Raw genomic sequence first — 19,770 nt, 5'->3', positions numbered from 1 at the left:
GTTACTGGGCGGCTTCGAAGAGCGCCAAGACCTCGACCGTGGGGTCGGTCAGCGTGAGCGTCACGACCGGACGCCGGTGATCCGCGAGCACGGACGCATCGCCGGATGCCTGAGCCTCGATCAGCTGGCCGAACGTGAACGGGAGTCCCGGGATTTCGAGGTCGACATCCGTTCGCTCCGTGATCTGGAGGAAGACGCCGACGGCGGGCCCACCCTTGTGGAACTGCCCCGTGGAGTGCAGGAATCGCGGCCCCCAACCGAACGTCGCCGGACGACCGGAGTCGGCTGCGACGAGTTCGCGAAGACCCGAGAGTTGCGGGATCGCCAGGCGGTCGACGTAGGCCTGGACCGCGACGTAGCCGTCCGCGGGCAGACGCGACCAGAGTGCGTCGAGGACGCCCGCGATGGTGCCGGACGCGGCGAGCTCCGGGTCGCTGACGCGAACCTCGACGCCGTCGACGACGAACGCCGGGGGAGCGGTCTCGGGACGATTCTCGAGCAGACCGCGCGTGGCGATCTTCGCCGACTCGACGTCGGGCTGATCGAACGGATCGATGCCGAGGATGCGTCCCGCGATTGCCGTGGCGTACTCCCACACGATGAACTGCGCACCGAGCGAGCCGCTCACGAGGACCTCGCCCGGGTGACGCTCGAACAGGTGGAAGTGCTCCGCGTCGTCGACGAGGCGGACGAGCTGCAGGTCGGGCAGGTCTTCGTCGAGTTCGGGTGAGACGGGCAGCAACACGACGGGCAGGATTCCCGTGCCCTGCTTGCCGGTCGACTCTGCGACGAGCTGCTCGATCCAGTCGGGCAGACCCACGATGTGGGTCCCGTCGCTGATCAGGCCCATCTTGTCGCGTCGAGGGTTCGTGCCAGCGATAGCCGCCGCGAGGATGAGCGCGGGGTTCTCGGGGCTGTCGATCGCGACCTCGAGCAGCGTGGCGTCGGCCTCGTCGAGAAGTTCGCCGATGTCGACGCCGGCCAGGCCGGACGGCACGAGGCCGAACGCCGTGAGGGCCGAGTAGCGCCCGCCGACCGTGGGGTCGGCGTTGAAGACGCGGTATCCCGCTGCGCGCGCCGAGACGTCGAGGGGCGACCCCGGGTCGGTGACGACGACGATTCGCTCGACCGGGTCGATCCCGAGGTCGCGGAAGGCGGCCTCGAAGGTGCGACGCGCTGAGTCCGTCTCGACGGTGCCGCCCGACTTCGACGACACGATGATCGCGGTGCGGTCCAGTCCGCCGGTCTCGGAGTCGCCGTCGAGCGCCGCGAGCACCTGTCCGGGTGCGGTGGAGTCGAGGATGACGAGCGGTACGCCCGACGTCTGCGTGATGACCTCGGGCGCGAGCGACGAGCCACCCATGCCGGCGAGCACGAAGCGATCGACACCCCGGGCCAGCATGTCGGCTCGGAGCGCCTCGATCTCGGCGACGAGCGGACGCGAGACCGTCACGGCCTGCACCCATCCGAGACGCTTGGATGCCTCCGCCTCGGCGGCCGGGCCCCAGAGGCTCGCGTCGCCGCTCGTGATGCCGGAGGCCACGAGGTCGGCGACGAGGGTGGGAACCACACGCGCGACGGCCTCTTTCGGGGCCCCCGAGACGTGGATCTCGAAGCTCATCGGGCAGACTCCGGTGCGCCGGCCAGGGCCTGTGCGACGGTCTCTTGCAGATCGTGCCACGAGGCGATGAATTTCTCGACGCCTTCGTCTTCGAGCACCTGGGTGACATCGTCGATGTCGATGCCCACCGCTGCGAGCCCGTCGATGACGGCGTGCGCGTCGGCGTAGTTGGTCGTGATCATGTCGCCGGTGACGACACCGTGGTCGAAGGTCGCCTGAAGCGTCTTCTCAGGCATCGTGTTGACCGTGCCGGGAGCGACCAGCTCGGTCACGTAGAGGGTGTCGGGCAGCGCAGGATCCTTGACTCCCGTGGACGCCCACAGGGGGCGCTGCGCGTGGGCGCCGGCCTCGAGCAGCGCGGTGGCGCGCTCGGTGGCGAACTTCTGCTCGTACAGCTCGAACGCGAGACGAGCGTTGGCGATGCCGGCCTTCGACTTGAGGTTGAGGGCCTCGTCCGTACCGATGGCGGTGAGGCGCTTGTCGACCTCGGTGTCTACACGGGAGACGAAGAACGATGCGACGGACTCGATCGTGGTGAGATCGATCCCGGCCGCCTGCGCCTTTTCGAGGCCGGCGAGGTAGGCATCGATGACGTCGGAGTAGCGCTCGAGGCTGAAGATCAGCGTGACGTTCACCGAAATGCCCGATCCGATGACCTCGGTGATGGCCGGAAGGCCTGCCTTCGTCGCGGGGATCTTGATGAGCGCGTTCGGTCGGTCGACCGCGGCCGACAGCTCCTTCGCCTGCGCGATGGTTGCGTCGGTGTCGTGCGCGAGGTCGGGCGAGACCTCGATCGACACGCGGCCGTCCACGCGATTCGTGGCGTCGAAAATCGGACGGAAGATGTCGCACGCGTCGCGCACATCGGTCGTCGTGAGCGAGAAGATCGTCTCGTCGGCGTTGGCGCCGGCCGCGCGCTGGGCGTCGATCGCCTCTTCGTAGCCGATACCCGCCGAGATCGCACCCTGGAAGATCGTCGGGTTCGTGGTCACGCCGACGACATTGCGCGTATCGATGAGTTCCTGCAGGTTGCCGGTCGTGATGCGCTGCCGGGACAGGTCGTCGAGCCAGATGCTGACGCCCGCTGCCGAGAGGTCTGCGGTGGGGGTTGTCATGAGTTCTCCTCGATGGTCTCGCGTGCCGCCTGGATGACGGCCTCGGCCGTGAAGCCGAACTTCTCGTACAACGTCTTGTAATCGGCGGACGCACCGTAGTGCTCGATCGAGACCGAGCGGCCGCGGTCGCCGACGATGCCGCGCCACGGCAGCGCGATTCCGGCCTCGACCGAAACGCGCGCGGTGACCTCGGGCGGAAGGACGTGCGCACGGTACGCCGCATCCTGTTCGTCGAACCACTCCAGCGAGGGTGCCGACACGACGCGGGCGTTGATGCCCGCGGCGGCGAGCGACTCGCGGGCGTCGACGGCGATCTGAACCTCGGATCCCGTCGCGATCAGGATCACGTCGGGCGTGCCGTTGGGCGCCTCGGCGAGGATGTAGGCGCCGCGCGCCACACCGTCGGTCGAGGCGAACGTGTCACCGGATGCCTCGCCATCGCCGCGCTCGAACGTCGGAACGTTCTGGCGGGTCAGGGCGATACCTGCCGGGCCGCCGTGGCGACGCAGCAGTTCGAGCCACGCCGCGGCGGTCTCGTTGGCATCTGCGGGACGAACCAGCGTGAAGTTCGGCACGGCACGCAGGGTCGCGAGCTGCTCGATCGGCTGGTGCGTCGGACCGTCCTCGCCGAGGGCGATCGAGTCGTGCGTCCACACGAACAGGCTCGGGATGTCCATGAGCGCCGCCAGGCGTACGGGCGGGCGCATGTAGTCGCTGAAGATCAGGAAAGTGCCGCCGAACGGACGGGTCGGTCCGTGCAAGACGATGCCATTGATGATCGAGCCCATGGCGTGCTCGCGAATGCCGAAGTGCAGGACCCGGCCGTACGGATTTCCGGTCCACTCGTGGGTCGACCACTCTTCGGGGATGAAGGATTTCGCATCCTTGATCGTCGTGAGGTTCGACTCGGCCAGGTCGGCGGAACCGCCCCAGAGTTCCGGGAGTTCCGCCGCGAGGGCGTTGATGACAGTGCCGGAGGCGGCGCGAGTCGAGACATCCTTGCCGGCCTCGAAGACGGGCAGGGCGTCGGCGATGTCGACCGGCAGTTCGCGTGCGAACAGACGGTCGAGCAGTGCCTTGCGATCGGGGTGGGCCGCGGCCCACGCATCGAAGGCCTCTTGCCAGCGTGCCTTCTCGGGCGCCGTGCGCTCGGCGAGGGCGCGGGTGCGCTCGATGACCTCATCGGGAACGACGAAGCTCTGCTCCGGGTCCCAGCCGAGCACGCGCTTGGTGGCCGCGAGCTCGTCCGAGCCGAGCGCCGATCCGTGGATCTTTCCGGTGTTCTGCTTGCCGGGCGAGGGCCAGCCGATGATCGTCTTCAGCACGATGAGCGACGGACGCGAGGTCTCGCCCTGGGCGGCTTCGATCGCGGAATAGAGCTCGGCGACGTCCTCGACGTACTCGCCGGTCTTCTTCCAGTCGACCGTCTGAACGTGCCAGCCGTACGCCTCGTAGCGAGCGGCGACATCCTCGGTGAAGGCGACGTCGGTGTCGTCCTCGATCGAGATCTGGTTGGCGTCGTAGATGACGACGAGGTTGCCGAGCTCCTGGTGACCGGCGAGGGAGGATGCCTCGCTCGTCACGCCCTCTTCGAGGTCGCCGTCGGAGGCGATCACATAGACGAAGTGGTCGAACGGGCTCTCGCCGGCGGGCGCCTCGGGGTCGAACAGGCCGCGCTCGTAGCGGGCCGCGTACGCGAAGCCCACCGAGGATGCCAGACCCTGACCGAGGGGGCCCGTTGTCATCTCGACGCCGGCGGTGTGGCCGTATTCGGGGTGCCCCGGGGTCCGGGATCCCCACGTCCGCAGGCTCTTCAGGTCATCGAGTTCGAGGCCGAAACCACCCAGATAAAGCTGAACGTACTGCGTCAGCGATGAGTGACCCGCCGAGAGGATGAAGCGGTCGCGTCCGAGCCAGTGTGGGTCGGCCGGGTCGTGTCGCATCACGTGCTGGTAGAGGAGATACGCCGCGGGGGCGAGGCTCATCGCGGTTCCCGGGTGGCCGTTGCCCACCTTCTCGACCGCATCTGCCGCGAGCACGCGGACGGTGTCCACGGCCTGCTTGTCGATCTCGTCCCAACGCAGTTCCGACACCGGACCGCCCTTCGTCGTAGAGAGCGCCTCTGCCGCCTCTCGGGCACACGCCGAATCGTTTTCGGTGGTGTTCACGGGGGAGGGCGCGAGGGCGCATGTCATGTGGTTCCAGCATAGCGAAGGGGCAACCTCGCGCGGCTGTTCGCGACGTGCCTCAGTTTCTTTGAGCGCGTGGGGTGTGTTGGTGCCTCACATACTTTGAGCGCGAAGCTTGCCTGTGTGGAAGGCAAGATTGAGATGGCCGCGAGGCGACAGGTGACGAACAAACTCCGTGACGCGTACCGGAAAGCATCGAAGCACGACAAGGCCCGGATCCTTGACGAGGTGATGAGCACGACGGGGATGGGCCGATCAACGGCGCGGCGGATGCTGACGGGGCCGGTGCTGCCGGATCCGGCGAAGCAGGTCGATAGACGCCAGTTGCGGGCCAAGACGTATAGCGATGATTCGAGGCGGCTGCTGGAGCATGTGTGGGCGCTGATGGGCATGCCGTGCGGGAAGTACCTCGTGGTGATGCTGGAGCTGTGGATGCCGCTGCTGCACGCTGCCGGCGACCTCGACAAGCCATTCGTGACACCGCAGACGATCGTCGAGCTTCAGACAATGAGTCCGGCAACGATCGACCGGTATCTGAGCCCGGCACGTCGGGCGATGCAGTTGCGGGGGATCTCTACGACGATCCCGTCACCGCTGCTGCGCAACTCGATCGGGTTGTCGAAGGTCGGGGATGCCCCGGTCACGGCACCCGGGGTGATCGAGGCGGACACCGTCGCGCATTGCGGACCCACGTTCGTCGGCGAGTTCGCACGCACGTTGACGATGACCGACATCGCCACCGGGTGGACCGAGAACGCCTCGATCCGCAACAACGCGGCCAAGTGGATCGTCGGCGCTGTCGGCGATCTGCAGAACATGTTCCCATTCGAGCTGCGCGTGTTCGACTCGGACAACGGATCGGAGTTCATCAACCATGATGTCGCGGACTGGCTCCAAGCCCGTGACATCGCCCAGACCCGGTCCCGCCCTTACAAGAAAAACGACCAAGCGACCGTCGAGTCGAAGAACAACCACGTCGTCCGCAAACACGCGTTCCATTGGCGCTACGACACCCCGGACGAGCTCGCGCTGCTGAACGAGCTCTGGCGGCTCGTCTCACTACGGTTGAATTTCTTCACCCCGACGAAGAAGCCCACCGCATACGCCACCGCGGCCAGCGGGCGCCGCACACGCCTCTACGACGCACCGAAGACACCCTGGCAGCGAGTGCGCGATTCTGGGGTCCTCACCGCCGAGCAAGCCGACGTCGTTCAGGCCCGGATCACCGGGATCAACCCCGCCGATCTGACCCGCCGGATCAACCAGATCCAGCTCCAACTCATCGAGCTATCACAAGCCAAAACCGAAGCCATGACCACCAGCCGACACCTCGACATGACATCCTTAGAAACGTCGATCCGTCGACTCCAAACAACCAAATGAACCGCAAGCCTCGCGCTCACCATACGTGAGGCACCGCATCACCCTTCGCGCTCACTTCTAGATGAGGCACCTCGGTTCGTATTTTCTCGCGCGACTGTTGGTATCGCGCGGTGCATTGCCGGTGCCGCTCGGCGGGGAGGGGGTGCGAAGCGATGACATAGACTTGAGCGGTACTTGCGAGCGCCGAGTGGGGAGCGATGGACATCACGAGGACGCCTGACGCCCCGGCATCCGCATCATCCCCGGTGCCCGCAGTTCCGCGGTCTTTCGGGCGCACGCTGCGTGCCTATGTCGCCCTGACGAAGCCCCGTGTCCTGGAGCTGTTGCTCGTCACGACCGTCCCGGTCATGATCCTCGCCCAGAACGGGCTACCCAACCTGTGGCTGGTACTCGCCACCGTCATCGGCGGCTCGCTCAGCGCGGGGTCTGCTGCGGCTTTCAACATGTACCTCGATCGCGACATCGACGCGCACATGCAGCGAACGGTGAATCGACCGCTCGTGACAGGCGAAGTCTCGCCGCGGGGTGCGCTGGTCTTCGCGTGGTCGCTCGCGGTGCTCTCGACTCTCTGGCTCTGGCTGATGACGAACGCCCTGGCTGCGATCTTGTCGGCGACGGCCATCTTCTTCTACGTCGTGATCTACACGATGATCCTCAAGCGTCGTACCGAGCAGAACATCGTCTGGGGCGGCATCGCGGGGTGCTTCCCGGTCGTGATCGGCTGGTCGGCCGTCACGGGTTCTCTGACGTGGACCCCGCTCATCCTGTTCGCGCTCGTCTTCCTCTGGACGCCGCCGCACTACTGGCCGCTGTCGATGAAATACAAGACGCAGTACGAAGAGGTCGACGTTCCGATGCTCGGGGCGACTCGCAGTGGTGCGCAGGTTGGCCTGCAGGTCATCCTGTACGCGTGGGCGACCGTCGCGTGCTCGCTGCTACTCATCCCGGTTGCCGAGATGGGGGTCGTCTACACGGCATCCGCTCTCGTGTTCGGTGGCTGGTTCATCTACGAGTCCCACCGCCTCTACAACCGTGCCGTACGTGGCACCGAGCCGGCCCCGATGCGTGTCTTCCACGCATCCATCACGTACCTCACCCTCCTGTTCGTCGCGATCGCGGTCGATCCGCTGCTGCCGTTCTAGGTGGGGGAGTGGCGCGGTCCACCAGCCTGCAGCGTTCCGGGCACTCGCCGCATCGGATCTCCGAGGCAGTCGCGCGTGGACTTCTGGTACGCATTCGGCGGCTGTGGGTCGATCTCTAGCGGACGCGGATGCCGAACTCGTTTCCGCGGCGCGCAATGGCGTCGTGCTGTCGTGTATCACGCAGGCTCGGCGTCTGGGGATCTGGGTGTTGCGAGAACCCGAACCTCACGTCGCTGCGTTGCCCCACGCCCGCGGCAACAAGCCGAACGGTGTGATCGTCCACTGGGCCAACGCGCTCGTGCCGCGGCATCCCGACGCTCTCGAGGATCCGATCGAGAACGTACTCGCCCGCGTGGCGGCGTGTCAGCACTATGAGTCAGCGATGACTGTGTCGGAGTCGGCCCTCCGACAGGGTCTGGTCGAGCGAGACGCTCTCAAACAATTTCCTCTCACTGGTCGTGCGAGGGAGATTCTCGAGTGCGCGGTGCCGTTCTCCGACTCGGGTCTGGAGACGCTCTTCTTCGTCCGTCTGCGCTGGTTGGGGGTCCGGATTCTTCCGCAGGCGTGGATACTCGAGCATCGCGTCGACTTCTTGATCGGTGAACGCTTGGTCGTCCAGATCGACGGGGGTCATCGTGTCGGTTTCCAGCGCAGCCGGGACATCGCGTATGACGCTTTGCTTCTGGCCGCGGGCTATCACGTCTTCCGTGTCTCGTACGAGCAGGTCATCGACGATTGGCCGGTCGTCCAGGACCGAATCGCTCGGGCCGTGGCGGCGGGTATTCACCGCGCAGCCTGACGAGATGTAGCGTGCGCGCCGCGTGAAGGTCGGAGATCGTGGCGCTGTCGGCGCGAACGTGCCACAGGCATCCGACGCCGAACGTATCTCCGACGCCCGCCGGAATGTTGACGCCAGGTCGTCCGGGAAACACCGATCGCCGGGGCTGATTTCTCAGCGGCCCGGCGATCAGAAGTGCGGCGATCAGCGCGTGGTCGGCGTGACCTTCTCTTCGGTTGCGGTGCCGAAGTCGACGCTCGGAGCTGCCGGGTCGGCAGACGCGTCGTCGAGGACGACGACTGTCTCTACCTCGGGCTTGTCGTCGAGATCGTCGTCGAGGTCGTCGGCGTCATCGAACGATTCCGCAATGACCACCTCCGGCTCGGCACGCTTCACGAGGGACGCGGCCGCAGCGAGGGTGAGAGCGAACGCCAGGCCGATCAGACCGACGCCGATCAGGATGGAGCCCAGGACGGCCCACGACTGGCCCGCGTAGACATCGACACCCGTGGCGCTTCCGTCGAGGATCGCGTTTGTCATGACGTCGAGCTTGTCGAGCGTGAGCCACACGCCGACACCACCGGCTGCGACGGAGCCGACGACGAGGACCCAGTAGGGAACGCTGCGGACGAGGCGGGGACGGGCGGTCATAAGTTCTCCTTGTTCGTGGCACGGCGTACACCGCCGACGCAGAGACTCTTCCCGTCCCGCTGGTGCGCGGCCTATCCGAACCCTATGGGTTCGCTGTGCGTGCGGCCATTCCTTGGAGCGCGCGCGACTACGGAGCGGGGACGGATGCCGGAAAAGCGGAGTCTTCACGCTCCACCGGAATTCCGGTCGTCGGCACCTTCAGATGCATGATGACGGCCGTCATCGCCGCGACGAGCAACACCGCGAGCACCATGTGGATGTTGACCAGCACGACCGGGAGTCCGGTGCGCGCCTGCCAGAGTCCCACGGCGATCTGCACCGCCTCGACGGACAGCAGCAACAACACCCGGCGCCGAAGCGGTCGGCGCCATGTTCCGATGAGGAGAGCGAGTGTCAGCGCCAGTGTGGCGTAGGCGGGCCACGAGTGCACGTGCTGCATGAGTTCCGGATCGAGCCCGTTGCGCGCGGCACCCGAATCCCCGGCGTGGGGACCTGCCCCGGTCACCAGGATGCCTACGAGGACCGTGATCACCACGGCAACCGACGTCAGGTGCGCCAGGACCGCGATTCCGCGCGGCACGGCGCGCACTCGGGCACCGGGGGCGGAATAGACGCGGACGACGAACACCGTCGCGAACGCGACGAGCACGACCGACGCGAAGTAGTGCAGACCGACGACGTAGGGGTTGAGGTTCGTCAAAACGGTGATTCCACCGATGACCGCCTGGATCGGTACATACAGGCCGATGATCAGTGCGAGCCAGAACAGATCGGGACGAGTGCGACGCATGCGCACGACGAAGAGAAACGTGATGATGGCGACGGCGACGAGCGCGAAGGTGAGTAGGCGGTTGCCGAACTCGATGACTCCGTGGATGCCCATCTCCGGGGTATTCACGAAGGATTCGGGCGTACAGCGTGGCCAGGTCGGGCATCCGAGACCCGATGCCGTGAGCCGGACGAGTCCGCCGGTACCGACGATGGCGACCTGGACGACGAACGTGGCCCAGGCCGCGAAGATGACGCGACGATCGATGCTCGACGGGAGCATCCGCCAGAGCTTCTGTGCGCGATCGGGTTCCTGCGACAAGCGGATCGCCTCCTGAGGGGTCCCACGTCCGGTCGGGCGCGGGCGGTGGTCGGCCCGCTGGACGGGGCGACCCTGTAGAATCGAGGGGTTGCGGCGCGCGTGCGAAAGCACTCGACGCACTGTCAACAGTTTAGGCGCGCGGAACGTGTGCCCCTGAGCCTGGCCCGGAAGCGGCGGACTCCTTTCTCGCACACAGAGAACGGATGGATCGCCGGGGCGGATGAAACCGTTGCGGCCAAGAGGAGAGTGTGACCATGTCTGATGTCCTGATCGATCGCCCCGAACTCGCGGGGCTCGGAGTTTACGAATTCGGCTGGCACGACAAGGACGCTGCGGGGGCTGCCGCCAAGCGCGGCCTCAGCGAAGCGACGGTTCGTGACATCTCGGCTTTGAAGGCTGAGCCCGAGTGGATGCTGCAGCGCCGTCTGAAGGCGCTCGAACTCTTCGGTCGCAAACCCATGCCGACGTTCGGCGCTGACCTCAGCGACATCGACTTCGACAACATCAAATACTTCGTGCGGTCGACCGAGAAGCAGGCGCAGTCCTGGGAAGACCTTCCCGAAGACATCCGCAACACGTACGAGCGGCTCGGGATCCCCGAGGCGGAGCGTCAGCGCCTCGTCTCCGGTGTCGCCGCCCAGTACGAGTCCGAGGTCGTGTACCACCAGATCCGCGAGGACCTCGAGCAGCAGGGTGTCATTTTCATGGACACCGACACCGCGCTCCGCGAGCACCCCGAGATCTTCGAGGAGTACTTCGGCACGGTCATCCCCTCGGGCGACAACAAATTCGCAGCTCTGAACACCGCCGTGTGGTCGGGCGGGTCGTTCGTGTACGTGCCTAAGGGTGTCCACGTCGAGATCCCGCTGCAGGCGTATTTCCGTATCAACACGGAGAACATGGGCCAGTTCGAGCGGACCCTGATCATCGCGGACGAAGACAGCTACATCCACTACATCGAGGGCTGCACGGCCCCGATCTACAAGAGCGACTCGCTGCACTCGGCTGTCGTCGAGATCATCGTGAAGAAGAACGCGCGCGTTCGGTACACGACGATCCAGAACTGGTCGAACAACGTTTACAACCTCGTCACCAAGCGTGCGGTCGCGCACGAGGGCGCGACGATGGAGTGGATCGACGGCAACATCGGCTCCAAGGTCACGATGAAGTATCCGGCTATCTACCTGATGGGCGAGCACGCGAAGGGCGAGACCCTGTCCGTCGCTTTCGCTGGTCCCGGTCAGCACCAGGACGCCGGCGCGAAGATGATCCACATGGCTCCGTACACGCAGTCGTCGATCGTCTCGAAGTCGATCGCCCGCGGCGGTGGACGTGCCGGATACCGCGGTGAGGTTCGTGTGGATGCCAACGCGCACCACTCGGCGAACACGGTCCGCTGCGACGCGCTCCTGGTCGACACGATCTCGCGGAGCGACACGTATCCGGCCATCGACATCCGTGTGGATGACGTGCAGCTCGGCCACGAGGCGACCGTCTCGAAGGTCAGCGAAGAGCAGCTCTTCTACCTGCAGTCCCGCGGCATGGCCGAGGACGAGGCGATGGCGATGATCGTCCGCGGATTCATCGAGCCGATCGCCCGTGAACTGCCCATGGAGTATGCCCTCGAGCTGAACAAGCTGATCGAGATGGGCATGGAAGGAAGCGTCGGATGATTCTTCGACCGACGACGAAAGGACGAGTCGGCGAGTGACGACGACAACGACCACCCCCCGCCAGGTGCCCGGAAACGTGCCCCACACCGACGGAGGATGGGGCCAGACCACTGCGCGCACCATCCCCGTTCAGACGCGCTCCGCGCGCCCCCGTTCGTTCGTTCCCGCGGACTTCGCTCGGCCCACCGGCCGCGAAGTCAACTGGAAGCAGACGCCTGTCGCGCGCCTCGCCCCGCTCTTCGACGACGTCGCCGGTGATGACGGTGCCGTCACGATCACCTTTACCGGTGCGGTCGCGGTCTCGGAGTTGACCGCCGGTCAGTCGCCCCGTGGCGAGATTTTCGAGCCCGAAGATCTGCCGAGCGCCATCGCGTGGTCGCGCGCCGCCGAGGCGCTCTACTTCGCCGTTCCGGCGAACGACGAGCTCGCCGAGCCCGTCGTCGTGACATTCATCGGTGCCGGTGCGGGTCTACGCGCCCACGCCCACATCGTGATCGAGGCCCGCGAGAACTCCAGCGCGACGGTCATCCTGCGCCACGAGGGTTCTGCGGCGTTCGCCCAGAACGTCGAGATCATTGTGCGCCGGGGTGCCCGACTGAACGTCGTATCGGTGCACAACTGGGACGACGACGCGGTACACGCCGCAACGCACCAGGCTCGTGTCGAACGCGACGGCAGCCTGCGTCACTCGGTTGTCAGCTTCGGCGGCGGTGTCGTCCGGGTCAACCCCTCGGTCGATCTCGCCGGTGCGGGTTCGGAGGGCGAGCTGTACGGCCTGTCCTTCGCCGATGCGGGTCAGCACCTCGAAAGCCAGGTGTACGTCCACCACCGCGGGCCGCAGACGCGCGCCGATGTGCTCTACAAGGGCGCCCTGCAGGGCGTCGGGGCGCGTTCGGTGTGGATCGGCGACGTTCTCATCGGACCGGATGCCACGGGCACCGATTCCTACGAAGCGAATCGCAACCTTGTCCTCACCGAGGGTGCGCGCGCCGACTCGATCCCGAACCTCGAGATCGAGACCGGGGACATCAAGGGCGCCGGGCACGCGAGTGCGACCGGTCGTTTCGACGACGAGCAGCTGTTCTACCTGCAGGCTCGCGGCATCACCGAGGACGAGGCGCGTCGCCTGGTCGTTCTCGGATTCCTCGCCGAGATCGTGCAGAAGCTCGGCGTGCCCGCCCTGGAAGAAGAGCTGACCGCGGCGATCGAGGCTGAGCTCGCCGAGGGCCTCGCGTGACCCTGCAGCGCGCCTGCGCTCTGAGTGAGCTCGAGCAGGACACCGCTAAGCGCGTCGAGCTCGACGGCGTTGCGATCGCCGTCGTCCTGGACGGAAACGGTGACGTTCACGCCATCGGTGATGTCTGCACGCACGGCGACATCTCACTCTCGGACGGCTTCGTCGAGGGCGAGACGCTCGAATGCTGGGCCCATGGCTCGGCATTCTCGCTCCGCACGGGGCGCCCCCTGAACCTTCCGGCTTACGAGCCGGTCCCCGTCTTCGTCGTCCAGATCGACGGCGACGACGTGCTCATCGATCCCGCTTCCACCGTGGCCGTCTGACCGGCCGAGTTCGTTAGGAACCCACTTACATGTCTGTCCTCGAAGTTCGCGACCTGCACGTCACCGTCGAGACGGATGCCGGCGTCACGCCCATCCTGAACGGCGTCACCCTCACGATCCGCACTGGCGAGACCCACGCGATCATGGGCCCGAACGGCTCGGGAAAGTCGACCCTGGCGTACACGATCGCTGGTCACCCCAAATACACCGTCACCTCCGGCTCGATCACCCTCGACGGCGAGGACGTCCTTGCGATGACCGTCGACGAGCGTGCCCGCGCGGGGCTGTTCCTGGCGATGCAGTACCCCGTCGAGATCCCCGGTGTGACCGTCAGTAACTTCCTGCGCACCGCCAAGACGGCGGTCGACGGCGAAGCGCCCTCGATCCGTAACTGGGTCAAGGACATTCGCGTGTCGATGAAGAATCTGCGCATGGACCCGAAGTTCGCCGAACGCAACGTCAACGAGGGCTTCTCGGGTGGCGAGAAGAAGCGTCACGAGATCCTGCAGCTCGAACTGCTGAAGCCGCGCATCGCGGTGCTGGACGAGACCGATTCGGGACTCGACGTCGACGCTCTCAAGATCGTGTCGGAGGGTGTCAACCGCGCCAAGGCAGAGACCGACCTCGGCGTGCTGTTGATCACGCACTACACACGCATCCTGCGCTACATCGCGCCCGACTTCGTGCACGTGATGGTCGCCGGCCGCATTGTCGAAGAGGGCGGCCCCGAACTCGCGGACCGCCTCGAGAACGAGGGCTACGATCGCTTCCTCGACGTCGCACCCGAGTCCACCGCGCCCGCGGGCGCTTAGGATATATCCATGACCGCGACCCTCGCTCCTGAGAAGTACGACGAGGTTTCCGAGGCGCTCAAAGACGTCATGGATCCCGAATTGGGGATCAATGTCGTAGACCTCGGACTGATCTACGACCTCGGCTGGGACGACGAGAACGACGCCCTGGTGATCCACATGACGCTGACCAGCGCCGGATGCCCGTTGACGGATGTGCTCGAAGAGCAGACGGCGCAGGCACTCGACGATGTCGTCGAGCGGTTCCGCATCAACTGGGTGTGGATGCCGCCGTGGGGTCCCGAGAAGATCACCGATGACGGCCGCGACATGATGCGGGCACTCGGCTTCTCGATCTGACCGCAGCGGCTTGACCGACGAAGCGGAATCCGCGCGTCGCTAAGCTCGACGGGTGACCGTCGTCCCCTTGGAAGCGCTGCCTCTCGAACTGCTGCGTGAACGATCGAGTGTCAAGTGGCGTCGCTACCCGGCGGATGTGCTGCCGATGTTCGTCGCTGAGACGGACTATCCGCTCGCTCCCGCCATCACGGCGGCGCTCTCGCGTGCGCTGGATCTGGGCGATACGGGATACACATCGCCGGCGTCGGGCATTCGCGAGTCGTACGCGGCGTTCGCGGCGCGACGGTTCGGATGGGATGTCGCCCCCGACGCCATTCGCTCGACCGGCGACGTGATCATGGGCGTGGTCGAGATACTGCGACGCTCGATTGCTCCCGGGGACCGCGTGGTCGTGACGCCGCCGGTGTACCCGCCGTTCTACGACGCGATTCCCGAGGCCGGTGGCGTCGTCGAGCGCGTTCCGCTGCTGCGACGGGGTGGCGGGTTCGAGCTGGACCTTGCTGGCATCCAGACGGCGCTGCACGACGGAGCGCGCGCGGTGTTGCTCTGCAACCCGCACAACCCGACCGGGACGGTTCACTCCCGAGAGACCCTCGTGCGCCTTGCCGAGATCGCCGAAGCGGCCGGCGCGGTGGTGGTGAGCGACGAGATCCACGCCCCGCTCGCGCAACCGGAGGTGACGTTCACCCCATTTCTGGCTGCGTCCGAAGCCGCCGCACGCGTCGGGTACGTCGTCACCAGCGCCAGCAAAGCGTTCAACCTCGCGGGGCTGAAGTGCGCGCTGATGATCGCGACCGACCCGAAGCGCTTCGATGTCGTGCGTAATCTGCCCGCCGAGGTCGAGTGGCGGACGGGTCTATTCGGGGCTCTCGCGGGTGTGGCTGCGTTCTCGCCGGAGAGTGACGCGTGGCTGGACAGCATGCTCGCCGCGGTCGATCGCAACCGACGGTTGCTGGGCGAGCTGTTGGCCGAACACATTCCCGGTGCGCGCTATGACGCGCCCGCTGCGGGCTACCTCGCGTGGATCGATCTGTCCGGCGTCGGTTGGGGTGATAATCCCGGAGTGAAGATCCTGCGCGACGCGAAAGTCGCACTGCACTACGGACCGGCTTTCGGGGTTGAGGGCAGGGGTCACGTGCGCGTCAACATCGGCTGCTCGGCCGAGGTGCTGACGGAAGCTGTTCAGAGGATCGGGGCGCTGATCGAGAGGTGAGCGGCGCCGTCCGCACGTCGCCCCACCCCGGCGAGCCCACGTCGATCTGGGATGTCCGTCTGATCTGGGTCACTCTCGGCGCGGTCGCTCTCATCTTCCTGGCGGCGACCCAGTCCCTGGCGATGACGACCGTCATGCCGATCATCAGCGACGAGCTGAACGGAGAGTATCTCTACGCGCTGGCGTTCGCGGGAACACTCGCGACCGGTGTTATCGGGATGGTTGTGACGGGGGCTTGGTCGGATAGATCCGGACCGAAGGTCCCCCTCTACGTATCCATCGCGCTGTTCCTCCTCGGGCTGATCGTGGCGGGGACCGCGCCGAACATGCAGATGCTCGTCGTGGGCCGGCTGCTGCAGGGCCTCGGCACCGGTGGCCAAACGGTGGCGCTCTACGTCGTGGTCGCGCGAATCTATCCGGCCGCTATCCACGGACGCGTCTTCGCGGCGTTCGCGGCGGCATGGGTCGTGCCGTCTCTCATCGGACCGCTCGCGGCGGGCGCCGTGACCGAGCACCTGCACTGGCGGTGGGTGTTCTTCGGAGTGGCTGTGCTGACAGTCGTGGCATTCACCGCGGTGGCCGTGCGGCTGCACGGCCTGGATATGCGGACGTCGGGGCCCGCCCGTGGCGGCTTCTGGGGGCGCCTGGGGCTCGCGATGGTGGTCGCCGCCGCGGTTCTCCTGCTCGGGATGTCTGGGGGATTCGGTGCCGCGAGCCCTGTTGTTGCGGTCGCGGCGGCCGTGCTGATCGGGTTTGCGGCACGCCCGCTTCTTCCCGTGCGCACGCTTCGAGTCGGCCGTGGTCTGCCGAGCGTGATCCTTCTTCGCGGGCTGATAGCCGGTGCGCTGTTCGGTGCCGAGGTGTACGTGCCGTATCTGATGATCGACCGGTACGGGTTCTCGCCGACGTGGGCGGGTCTCGGACTCACGACCGCTGCACTCGCGTGGGCGGTCAGTGCGGACATCCAAGGACGTTACGGCGATCGCATCGGCAATCGACGGATCGTCCTGATCGGCTGCAGCCTGCTGACCGTCGCGACGCTCACTGCCGCGGTATGTGCCCTCACCGCAGCACATCCGGCCATCCTGATCGCGGGATGGACGTTCTCGGGCGCGGGCGTCGGGCTGATCTATTCGCGGTTGACGGTGCTGACGCTGGCCTATTCGACGCCGCGGAACCAGGGCTTCAACTCGTCGGCGCTCTCGATATCGGACTCGACCGGCGCCGCGGTCACGATCGCCGTGCTGGGACTCGTATTCACCGGGTTCTCGGGCACGGGGTGGGAGTTCCCCGGTGTGTTCCTGGTCGCCTCGGCCATTGCCGTTCTTGCGTTGGTTCCGGGTCTGCGCATGGGTCAGGAGCGCGGGTTCTCGCCCGCGCTCGGTGCGAACACGGGGTCACTTCGACAAGCTCTGTGACCGTGGACCCGGCAGGGCTCGGCGGGTCACTTCGACAAGCTCAGTGACCGTGGGGTGCCCGCGGTGCCTCAGAACGGTGGTGGGTCCGTGTTCGGCGTGAAGAGGACCAGCGCGGGCGGGGGTTTGTCGATGTAGATGTGACCACCGGGTGAGGTCCATTCGAGGATTCCGCCGCCGAGTTGCCGCACGGTCCAGCCCGTTTCGCCTTTCAATGTGTGGTGTCGTTTGCAGAGGCAGGCGAGGTTGCAGACGTCGGTGTCGCCGCCCAACGCATAGTCGAGGGTGTGGTCTCGATCGCACCGGTGGGCGGGTTGTCGGCATCCGGGGAATCGGCAGTGTTGATCCCGAGCCCGGAGGAACCGTTTCATGTCCGCCGACGGCGTATACCGGTCCACCGCAAGCACACACCCCGTGATGGGGTCGGCGAGGACCCGGTCCCACCCGGTCGCGTGTCCCGCGAGTTGCCGGGCCGTGGCGGGGTCGATCGGGCACCGCCCGACCAGCTCGGCGGGCTCATCCGTGACGCCGGCCAACGCGAGGGCGGGGATGGTGACGTTCACGATCGCTTGGATCGCCCCGAGTCCACCAAACCCGTCCGAGAACCCCGCACCCGTTTCCACGGAGGGATTCGTCGTCAGCATCATGTCTGCGACGAGGTCCGCACGGATCTGATCGATCGTCCGCACATCAGACGGGTCGGCGTTCTTGATCGCCTTCGCTTGCTGCGTGATGCGGTCGTGCATCCCGTGGGCGAGTACCGCGGGTTGGATGGTGCTGAACTCCGCCATCCCATCCCCGATGTCCCGCACACCGACACCCCGCGAAGCACGGGCTTCCTGGTGGCGTTCCGTCAGCGTCCGGGGCTGCAACGATTCCGCGAGCCTCGCGAGCGCGGACCCGAGCCGTCCGGGTGTCGTCCCCTCAGCCCGCTCCACAGCTTCGTGCTCGAACACGGCACGCGCGTCCGCGTCGGTGAGCGGCATCCCGTGCTCCATGATCACCGCGACATGCCGCGCGCTGACCCGGCCCTCATCCCACGCGTCAAACGTTGCGGGGAACGCTTCGGCTAACACGGCGGCGTCGTTCATCCGGCCCTGCACGGTGCGATCGGACATGCACGCCGCGACCGCCAACTCCGCAGCCAAAGCACGAAGAGGCAGTTCTGCCTCACGCGAGGACGTCGACCCCAACTCAGCGACTCGACGCATCCCGAGATCCGCAGCATCCGCCAGGACCCGCGCCTGCGCAGCTTGCGCACGAGCGACCGCCCGCGATGCCTCGGCGAACCGGATCGCGAGGTCACGCGCTTCGGTATCGACGTCGCAGATGTCAGCGACGCGACTGTTGTTCGAATGCATGTTCTAAACTCTACGGATCACCACCGACACCCGAACCCCGAAAAGCCCCCACATCACGCCAGAATCCGAACCGAAAAGATGAGAGTTCTCACATCCTCAAACCGCAGACCTCAGATCGCCCGGCGGGACTTACGTTGCCTCGTCCGTGCCGGTGTCGCTCGCGTGAAGCTCGGCGTCCGCGTTCGTCAGCCGCCAGCTGAGGAAGTGGACGGACAGACCGGGACGGGAGGGTGCGCAGCAGAAGGGCCCCGCTTCGAGGTGCGCTCCGGCCGGGAGGGGAGCGACGCGAACGAGGCGCCACGGCTCGTCGTCGACCCGGGCACGAATCGTCACCGCGCCCGCGGACCAACTGGCGCGCACCGTCGCGATCCGTCCGGCCCAGGCCGGGACCGGAGAGAGAGACCAGTCCGACTGCCGGCGGGTGACCACGGCTCCGAGACTCTCTTCACCATCGCTGCGTTCGACCCCGGCCTTGATCCAGTTCTCGTCGTCGGCTTTCAAGAACACACCAGCCTGGTCGAACTGTTCTGGAAGGTCGACGCGGAAACTCACTTCGACGGCCTGCCCGTCCTCGATCGGTCGGAGCAGTGCGTGCTCGGTGTCGTGGATGAATCCGTAAGCGGTTTCACGCCAGGCGTCGCTTCCTTCTTTCGCGGTCACGAAGAGGCCGTCATCCGTGACGTGAACGTCCGCGGGCTCGGATGTCCAGCGACCCTCGCTCCACGCGACCTCGGTCATGTTCACGCTTCTGGTCGATGCGAAGGCAGGTCAGAAAGCGGGTCAACCGCGCGCGCGACGATCCAGCGTCCGTACGAGCAGCCAGGCCGCGGGAACCAGCAGGGCGGCGAAGGCGGCCTTGATCACCCCGGGCACGATGAAGGGCAGCACGCCCGCGCCCATGATCGAGGCGAACGACACATCCGAACCGACGACGTTCGCCAGGATCAGAGCCATGTAGGGCACGCCCACGAGGAACGGGATGATGCTGGCGGTCACGAATCCGACGAAAGCCAGGACGGGACGACGGTCCCAGGCGCGCTGAGCGAACCATCCCGCGACGAAAGCCGCGGGGATGAAGCCGACGATGAAGCCGAAAGAGGGGGACAGGACATAAGCCGGCCCAGCGACCGGCCCCGCGAAGAGGGGGAGCCCCGCGAGCCCGAGCAGCATGTAGGACGTCAGGCTGACGGCACCACGTCGTGCTCCGAGAGCAGCGCCGACCAGGATGACTCCGAGCGTCTGGCCTGTGATCGGCACGGGGCCGATGAAGAACGAGACCTTCGCGAGCAGCGCTACGACGACAACGCCCGCAAGCACGAGGGTCGCGTCCATCGCGAAAGCGCGGGCGCGGGTGGACGGGCGTCCGACGACGTCGGCGAGGACGCGGCGCGGGCCAGCGGCGGGTGCGAGGGCGGTCATGAGACTCCT

Annotated in this window: 18 protein-coding genes; 10 read left to right on the top strand and 8 right to left on the bottom strand. The window is 66.4% G+C overall.

Features of this window, described 5'->3' with window-relative positions:
* Position 1: 1 nt before the first annotated feature.
* From ACT9TC_RS02345 to tkt, 3 genes are read right to left on the bottom strand one after another with little or no spacing between them, the layout of a single operon-like run.
* Positions 2-1,621 (bottom strand): glucose-6-phosphate isomerase, encoded by a 1,620-nt coding sequence (locus ACT9TC_RS02345; RefSeq protein WP_458041844.1) that lies wholly within the window; start codon positions 1,619-1,621, stop codon positions 2-4.
* The gene (gene tal, locus ACT9TC_RS02340) at positions 1,618-2,736 is read right to left on the bottom strand and encodes a transaldolase (RefSeq protein ID WP_458041843.1); all 1,119 of its coding nucleotides are present in this window, start codon (positions 2,734-2,736) and stop codon (positions 1,618-1,620) included. The genes ACT9TC_RS02345 and tal overlap by 4 nt, the downstream gene beginning before the upstream one ends.
* The gene (gene tkt, locus ACT9TC_RS02335) at positions 2,733-4,829 is read right to left on the bottom strand and encodes a transketolase (protein WP_458042847.1); all 2,097 of its coding nucleotides are present in this window, start codon (positions 4,827-4,829) and stop codon (positions 2,733-2,735) included. The genes tal and tkt overlap by 4 nt, the downstream gene beginning before the upstream one ends.
* Positions 4,830-5,084: 255 nt before the next feature.
* On the opposite strand from tkt, the gene ACT9TC_RS02330 reads away from it, so the two are divergent.
* The 3 genes from ACT9TC_RS02330 to ACT9TC_RS02320 all read left to right on the top strand — a co-directional run bounded on the left by ACT9TC_RS02330 (position 5,085) and on the right by ACT9TC_RS02320 (position 8,249).
* Positions 5,085-6,308, top strand: coding sequence for an integrase catalytic domain-containing protein (locus ACT9TC_RS02330; RefSeq protein WP_458040749.1), 1,224 nt, complete (start codon positions 5,085-5,087; stop codon positions 6,306-6,308).
* A gap of 197 nt (positions 6,309-6,505) precedes the next feature.
* Positions 6,506-7,450 (top strand): heme o synthase, encoded by a 945-nt coding sequence (locus ACT9TC_RS02325; RefSeq protein ID WP_458041842.1) that lies wholly within the window; start codon positions 6,506-6,508, stop codon positions 7,448-7,450.
* 103 nt (positions 7,451-7,553) lie between these two features.
* On the top strand, positions 7,554-8,249 hold the full coding sequence (locus ACT9TC_RS02320; RefSeq protein ID WP_458041841.1) for an endonuclease domain-containing protein: 696 nt from the start codon (positions 7,554-7,556) through the stop codon (positions 8,247-8,249).
* Positions 8,250-8,432: 183 nt separating this feature from the next.
* Here the strand turns inward: ACT9TC_RS02320 and ACT9TC_RS02315 are convergent, their stop codons facing one another.
* Both ACT9TC_RS02315 and ACT9TC_RS02310 read right to left on the bottom strand, forming a co-directional pair.
* On the bottom strand, positions 8,433-8,879 hold the full coding sequence (locus ACT9TC_RS02315; RefSeq protein WP_458041840.1) for a dinucleotide-utilizing enzyme: 447 nt from the start codon (positions 8,877-8,879) through the stop codon (positions 8,433-8,435).
* 127 nt (positions 8,880-9,006) lie between these two features.
* Positions 9,007-9,930: a COX15/CtaA family protein gene (locus ACT9TC_RS02310; protein WP_458042846.1), complete on the bottom strand. Its 924-nt coding sequence runs from the start codon at positions 9,928-9,930 to the stop codon at positions 9,007-9,009.
* A gap of 293 nt (positions 9,931-10,223) precedes the next feature.
* On the opposite strand from ACT9TC_RS02310, the gene sufB reads away from it, so the two are divergent.
* Genes sufB through ACT9TC_RS02275 form a run of 7 tightly spaced genes read left to right on the top strand, consistent with a single transcriptional unit; the run spans position 10,224 to position 16,984 of the window.
* On the top strand, positions 10,224-11,642 hold the full coding sequence (gene sufB / locus ACT9TC_RS02305) for a Fe-S cluster assembly protein SufB (RefSeq protein WP_458041839.1): 1,419 nt from the start codon (positions 10,224-10,226) through the stop codon (positions 11,640-11,642).
* Positions 11,643-11,676: 34 nt separating this feature from the next.
* On the top strand, positions 11,677-12,879 hold the full coding sequence (gene sufD / locus ACT9TC_RS02300; RefSeq protein WP_458041838.1) for a Fe-S cluster assembly protein SufD: 1,203 nt from the start codon (positions 11,677-11,679) through the stop codon (positions 12,877-12,879).
* On the top strand, positions 12,876-13,202 hold the full coding sequence (locus ACT9TC_RS02295; RefSeq protein ID WP_396641487.1) for a non-heme iron oxygenase ferredoxin subunit: 327 nt from the start codon (positions 12,876-12,878) through the stop codon (positions 13,200-13,202). The genes sufD and ACT9TC_RS02295 overlap by 4 nt, the downstream gene beginning before the upstream one ends.
* Positions 13,203-13,231: 29 nt before the next feature.
* Positions 13,232-14,014, top strand: a complete 783-nt coding sequence (gene sufC / locus ACT9TC_RS02290; RefSeq protein ID WP_458041837.1) for a Fe-S cluster assembly ATPase SufC — start codon at positions 13,232-13,234, stop codon at positions 14,012-14,014.
* Positions 14,015-14,023: 9 nt separating this feature from the next.
* Complete coding sequence (locus ACT9TC_RS02285) at positions 14,024-14,353, top strand: metal-sulfur cluster assembly factor (protein ID WP_036295934.1); 330 nt, start codon at positions 14,024-14,026, stop codon at positions 14,351-14,353.
* Between the two features lie 52 nt (positions 14,354-14,405).
* Positions 14,406-15,566 carry a MalY/PatB family protein gene (locus ACT9TC_RS02280; RefSeq protein WP_458041836.1) on the top strand — a complete coding sequence of 387 codons (1,161 nt, stop codon included), beginning with the start codon at positions 14,406-14,408 and terminating at the stop codon, positions 15,564-15,566.
* A complete protein-coding gene (locus tag ACT9TC_RS02275; RefSeq protein ID WP_458041835.1) occupies positions 15,563-16,984 on the top strand; it encodes an MFS transporter in 1,422 nt (473 codons plus the stop codon). The genes ACT9TC_RS02280 and ACT9TC_RS02275 overlap by 4 nt, the downstream gene beginning before the upstream one ends.
* Positions 16,985-17,052: 68 nt before the next feature.
* Here ACT9TC_RS02275 and ACT9TC_RS02270 read toward each other — a convergent pair whose 3' ends face one another.
* The 3 genes from ACT9TC_RS02270 to ACT9TC_RS02260 form a co-directional block, all read right to left on the bottom strand.
* Positions 17,053-18,342 carry a DUF222 domain-containing protein gene (locus tag ACT9TC_RS02270; protein ID WP_458041834.1) on the bottom strand — a complete coding sequence of 430 codons (1,290 nt, stop codon included), beginning with the start codon at positions 18,340-18,342 and terminating at the stop codon, positions 17,053-17,055.
* 129 nt (positions 18,343-18,471) lie between these two features.
* Positions 18,472-19,080: a DUF1349 domain-containing protein gene (locus ACT9TC_RS02265; RefSeq protein WP_458041833.1), complete on the bottom strand. Its 609-nt coding sequence runs from the start codon at positions 19,078-19,080 to the stop codon at positions 18,472-18,474.
* A gap of 42 nt (positions 19,081-19,122) precedes the next feature.
* Positions 19,123-19,761 (bottom strand): biotin transporter BioY, encoded by a 639-nt coding sequence (locus tag ACT9TC_RS02260; protein ID WP_458041832.1) that lies wholly within the window; start codon positions 19,759-19,761, stop codon positions 19,123-19,125.
* Positions 19,762-19,770 lie beyond the last annotated feature (9 nt).

The sequence above is a fragment of the Microbacterium sp. HM-570 genome (genome assembly GCF_054165885.1).
Note: the sequence above shows the minus strand (reverse complement) of the source record. Positions and strands in the feature narration are given on the sequence as shown.

Coding starts and splice junctions, on each gene's coding strand:
- ACT9TC_RS02345 (WP_458041844.1), bottom strand. CDS start 1,621: ATGAGCTTCGAGATCCACGTCTCGGGGGCCCCGAAAGAGGCCGTCGCG.
- tal (WP_458041843.1), bottom strand. CDS start 2,736: ATGACAACCCCCACCGCAGACCTCTCGGCAGCGGGCGTCAGCATCTGG.
- ACT9TC_RS02325 (WP_458041842.1), top strand. CDS start 6,506: ATGGACATCACGAGGACGCCTGACGCCCCGGCATCCGCATCATCCCCG.
- ACT9TC_RS02315 (WP_458041840.1), bottom strand. CDS start 8,879: ATGACCGCCCGTCCCCGCCTCGTCCGCAGCGTTCCCTACTGGGTCCTC.
- ACT9TC_RS02310 (WP_458042846.1), bottom strand. CDS start 9,930: ATGCTCCCGTCGAGCATCGATCGTCGCGTCATCTTCGCGGCCTGGGCC.
- sufB (WP_458041839.1), top strand. CDS start 10,224: ATGTCTGATGTCCTGATCGATCGCCCCGAACTCGCGGGGCTCGGAGTT.
- sufC (WP_458041837.1), top strand. CDS start 13,232: ATGTCTGTCCTCGAAGTTCGCGACCTGCACGTCACCGTCGAGACGGAT.
- ACT9TC_RS02285 (WP_036295934.1), top strand. CDS start 14,024: ATGACCGCGACCCTCGCTCCTGAGAAGTACGACGAGGTTTCCGAGGCG.
- ACT9TC_RS02270 (WP_458041834.1), bottom strand. CDS start 18,342: ATGCATTCGAACAACAGTCGCGTCGCTGACATCTGCGACGTCGATACC.
- ACT9TC_RS02265 (WP_458041833.1), bottom strand. CDS start 19,080: ATGACCGAGGTCGCGTGGAGCGAGGGTCGCTGGACATCCGAGCCCGCG.
- ACT9TC_RS02260 (WP_458041832.1), bottom strand. CDS start 19,761: ATGACCGCCCTCGCACCCGCCGCTGGCCCGCGCCGCGTCCTCGCCGAC.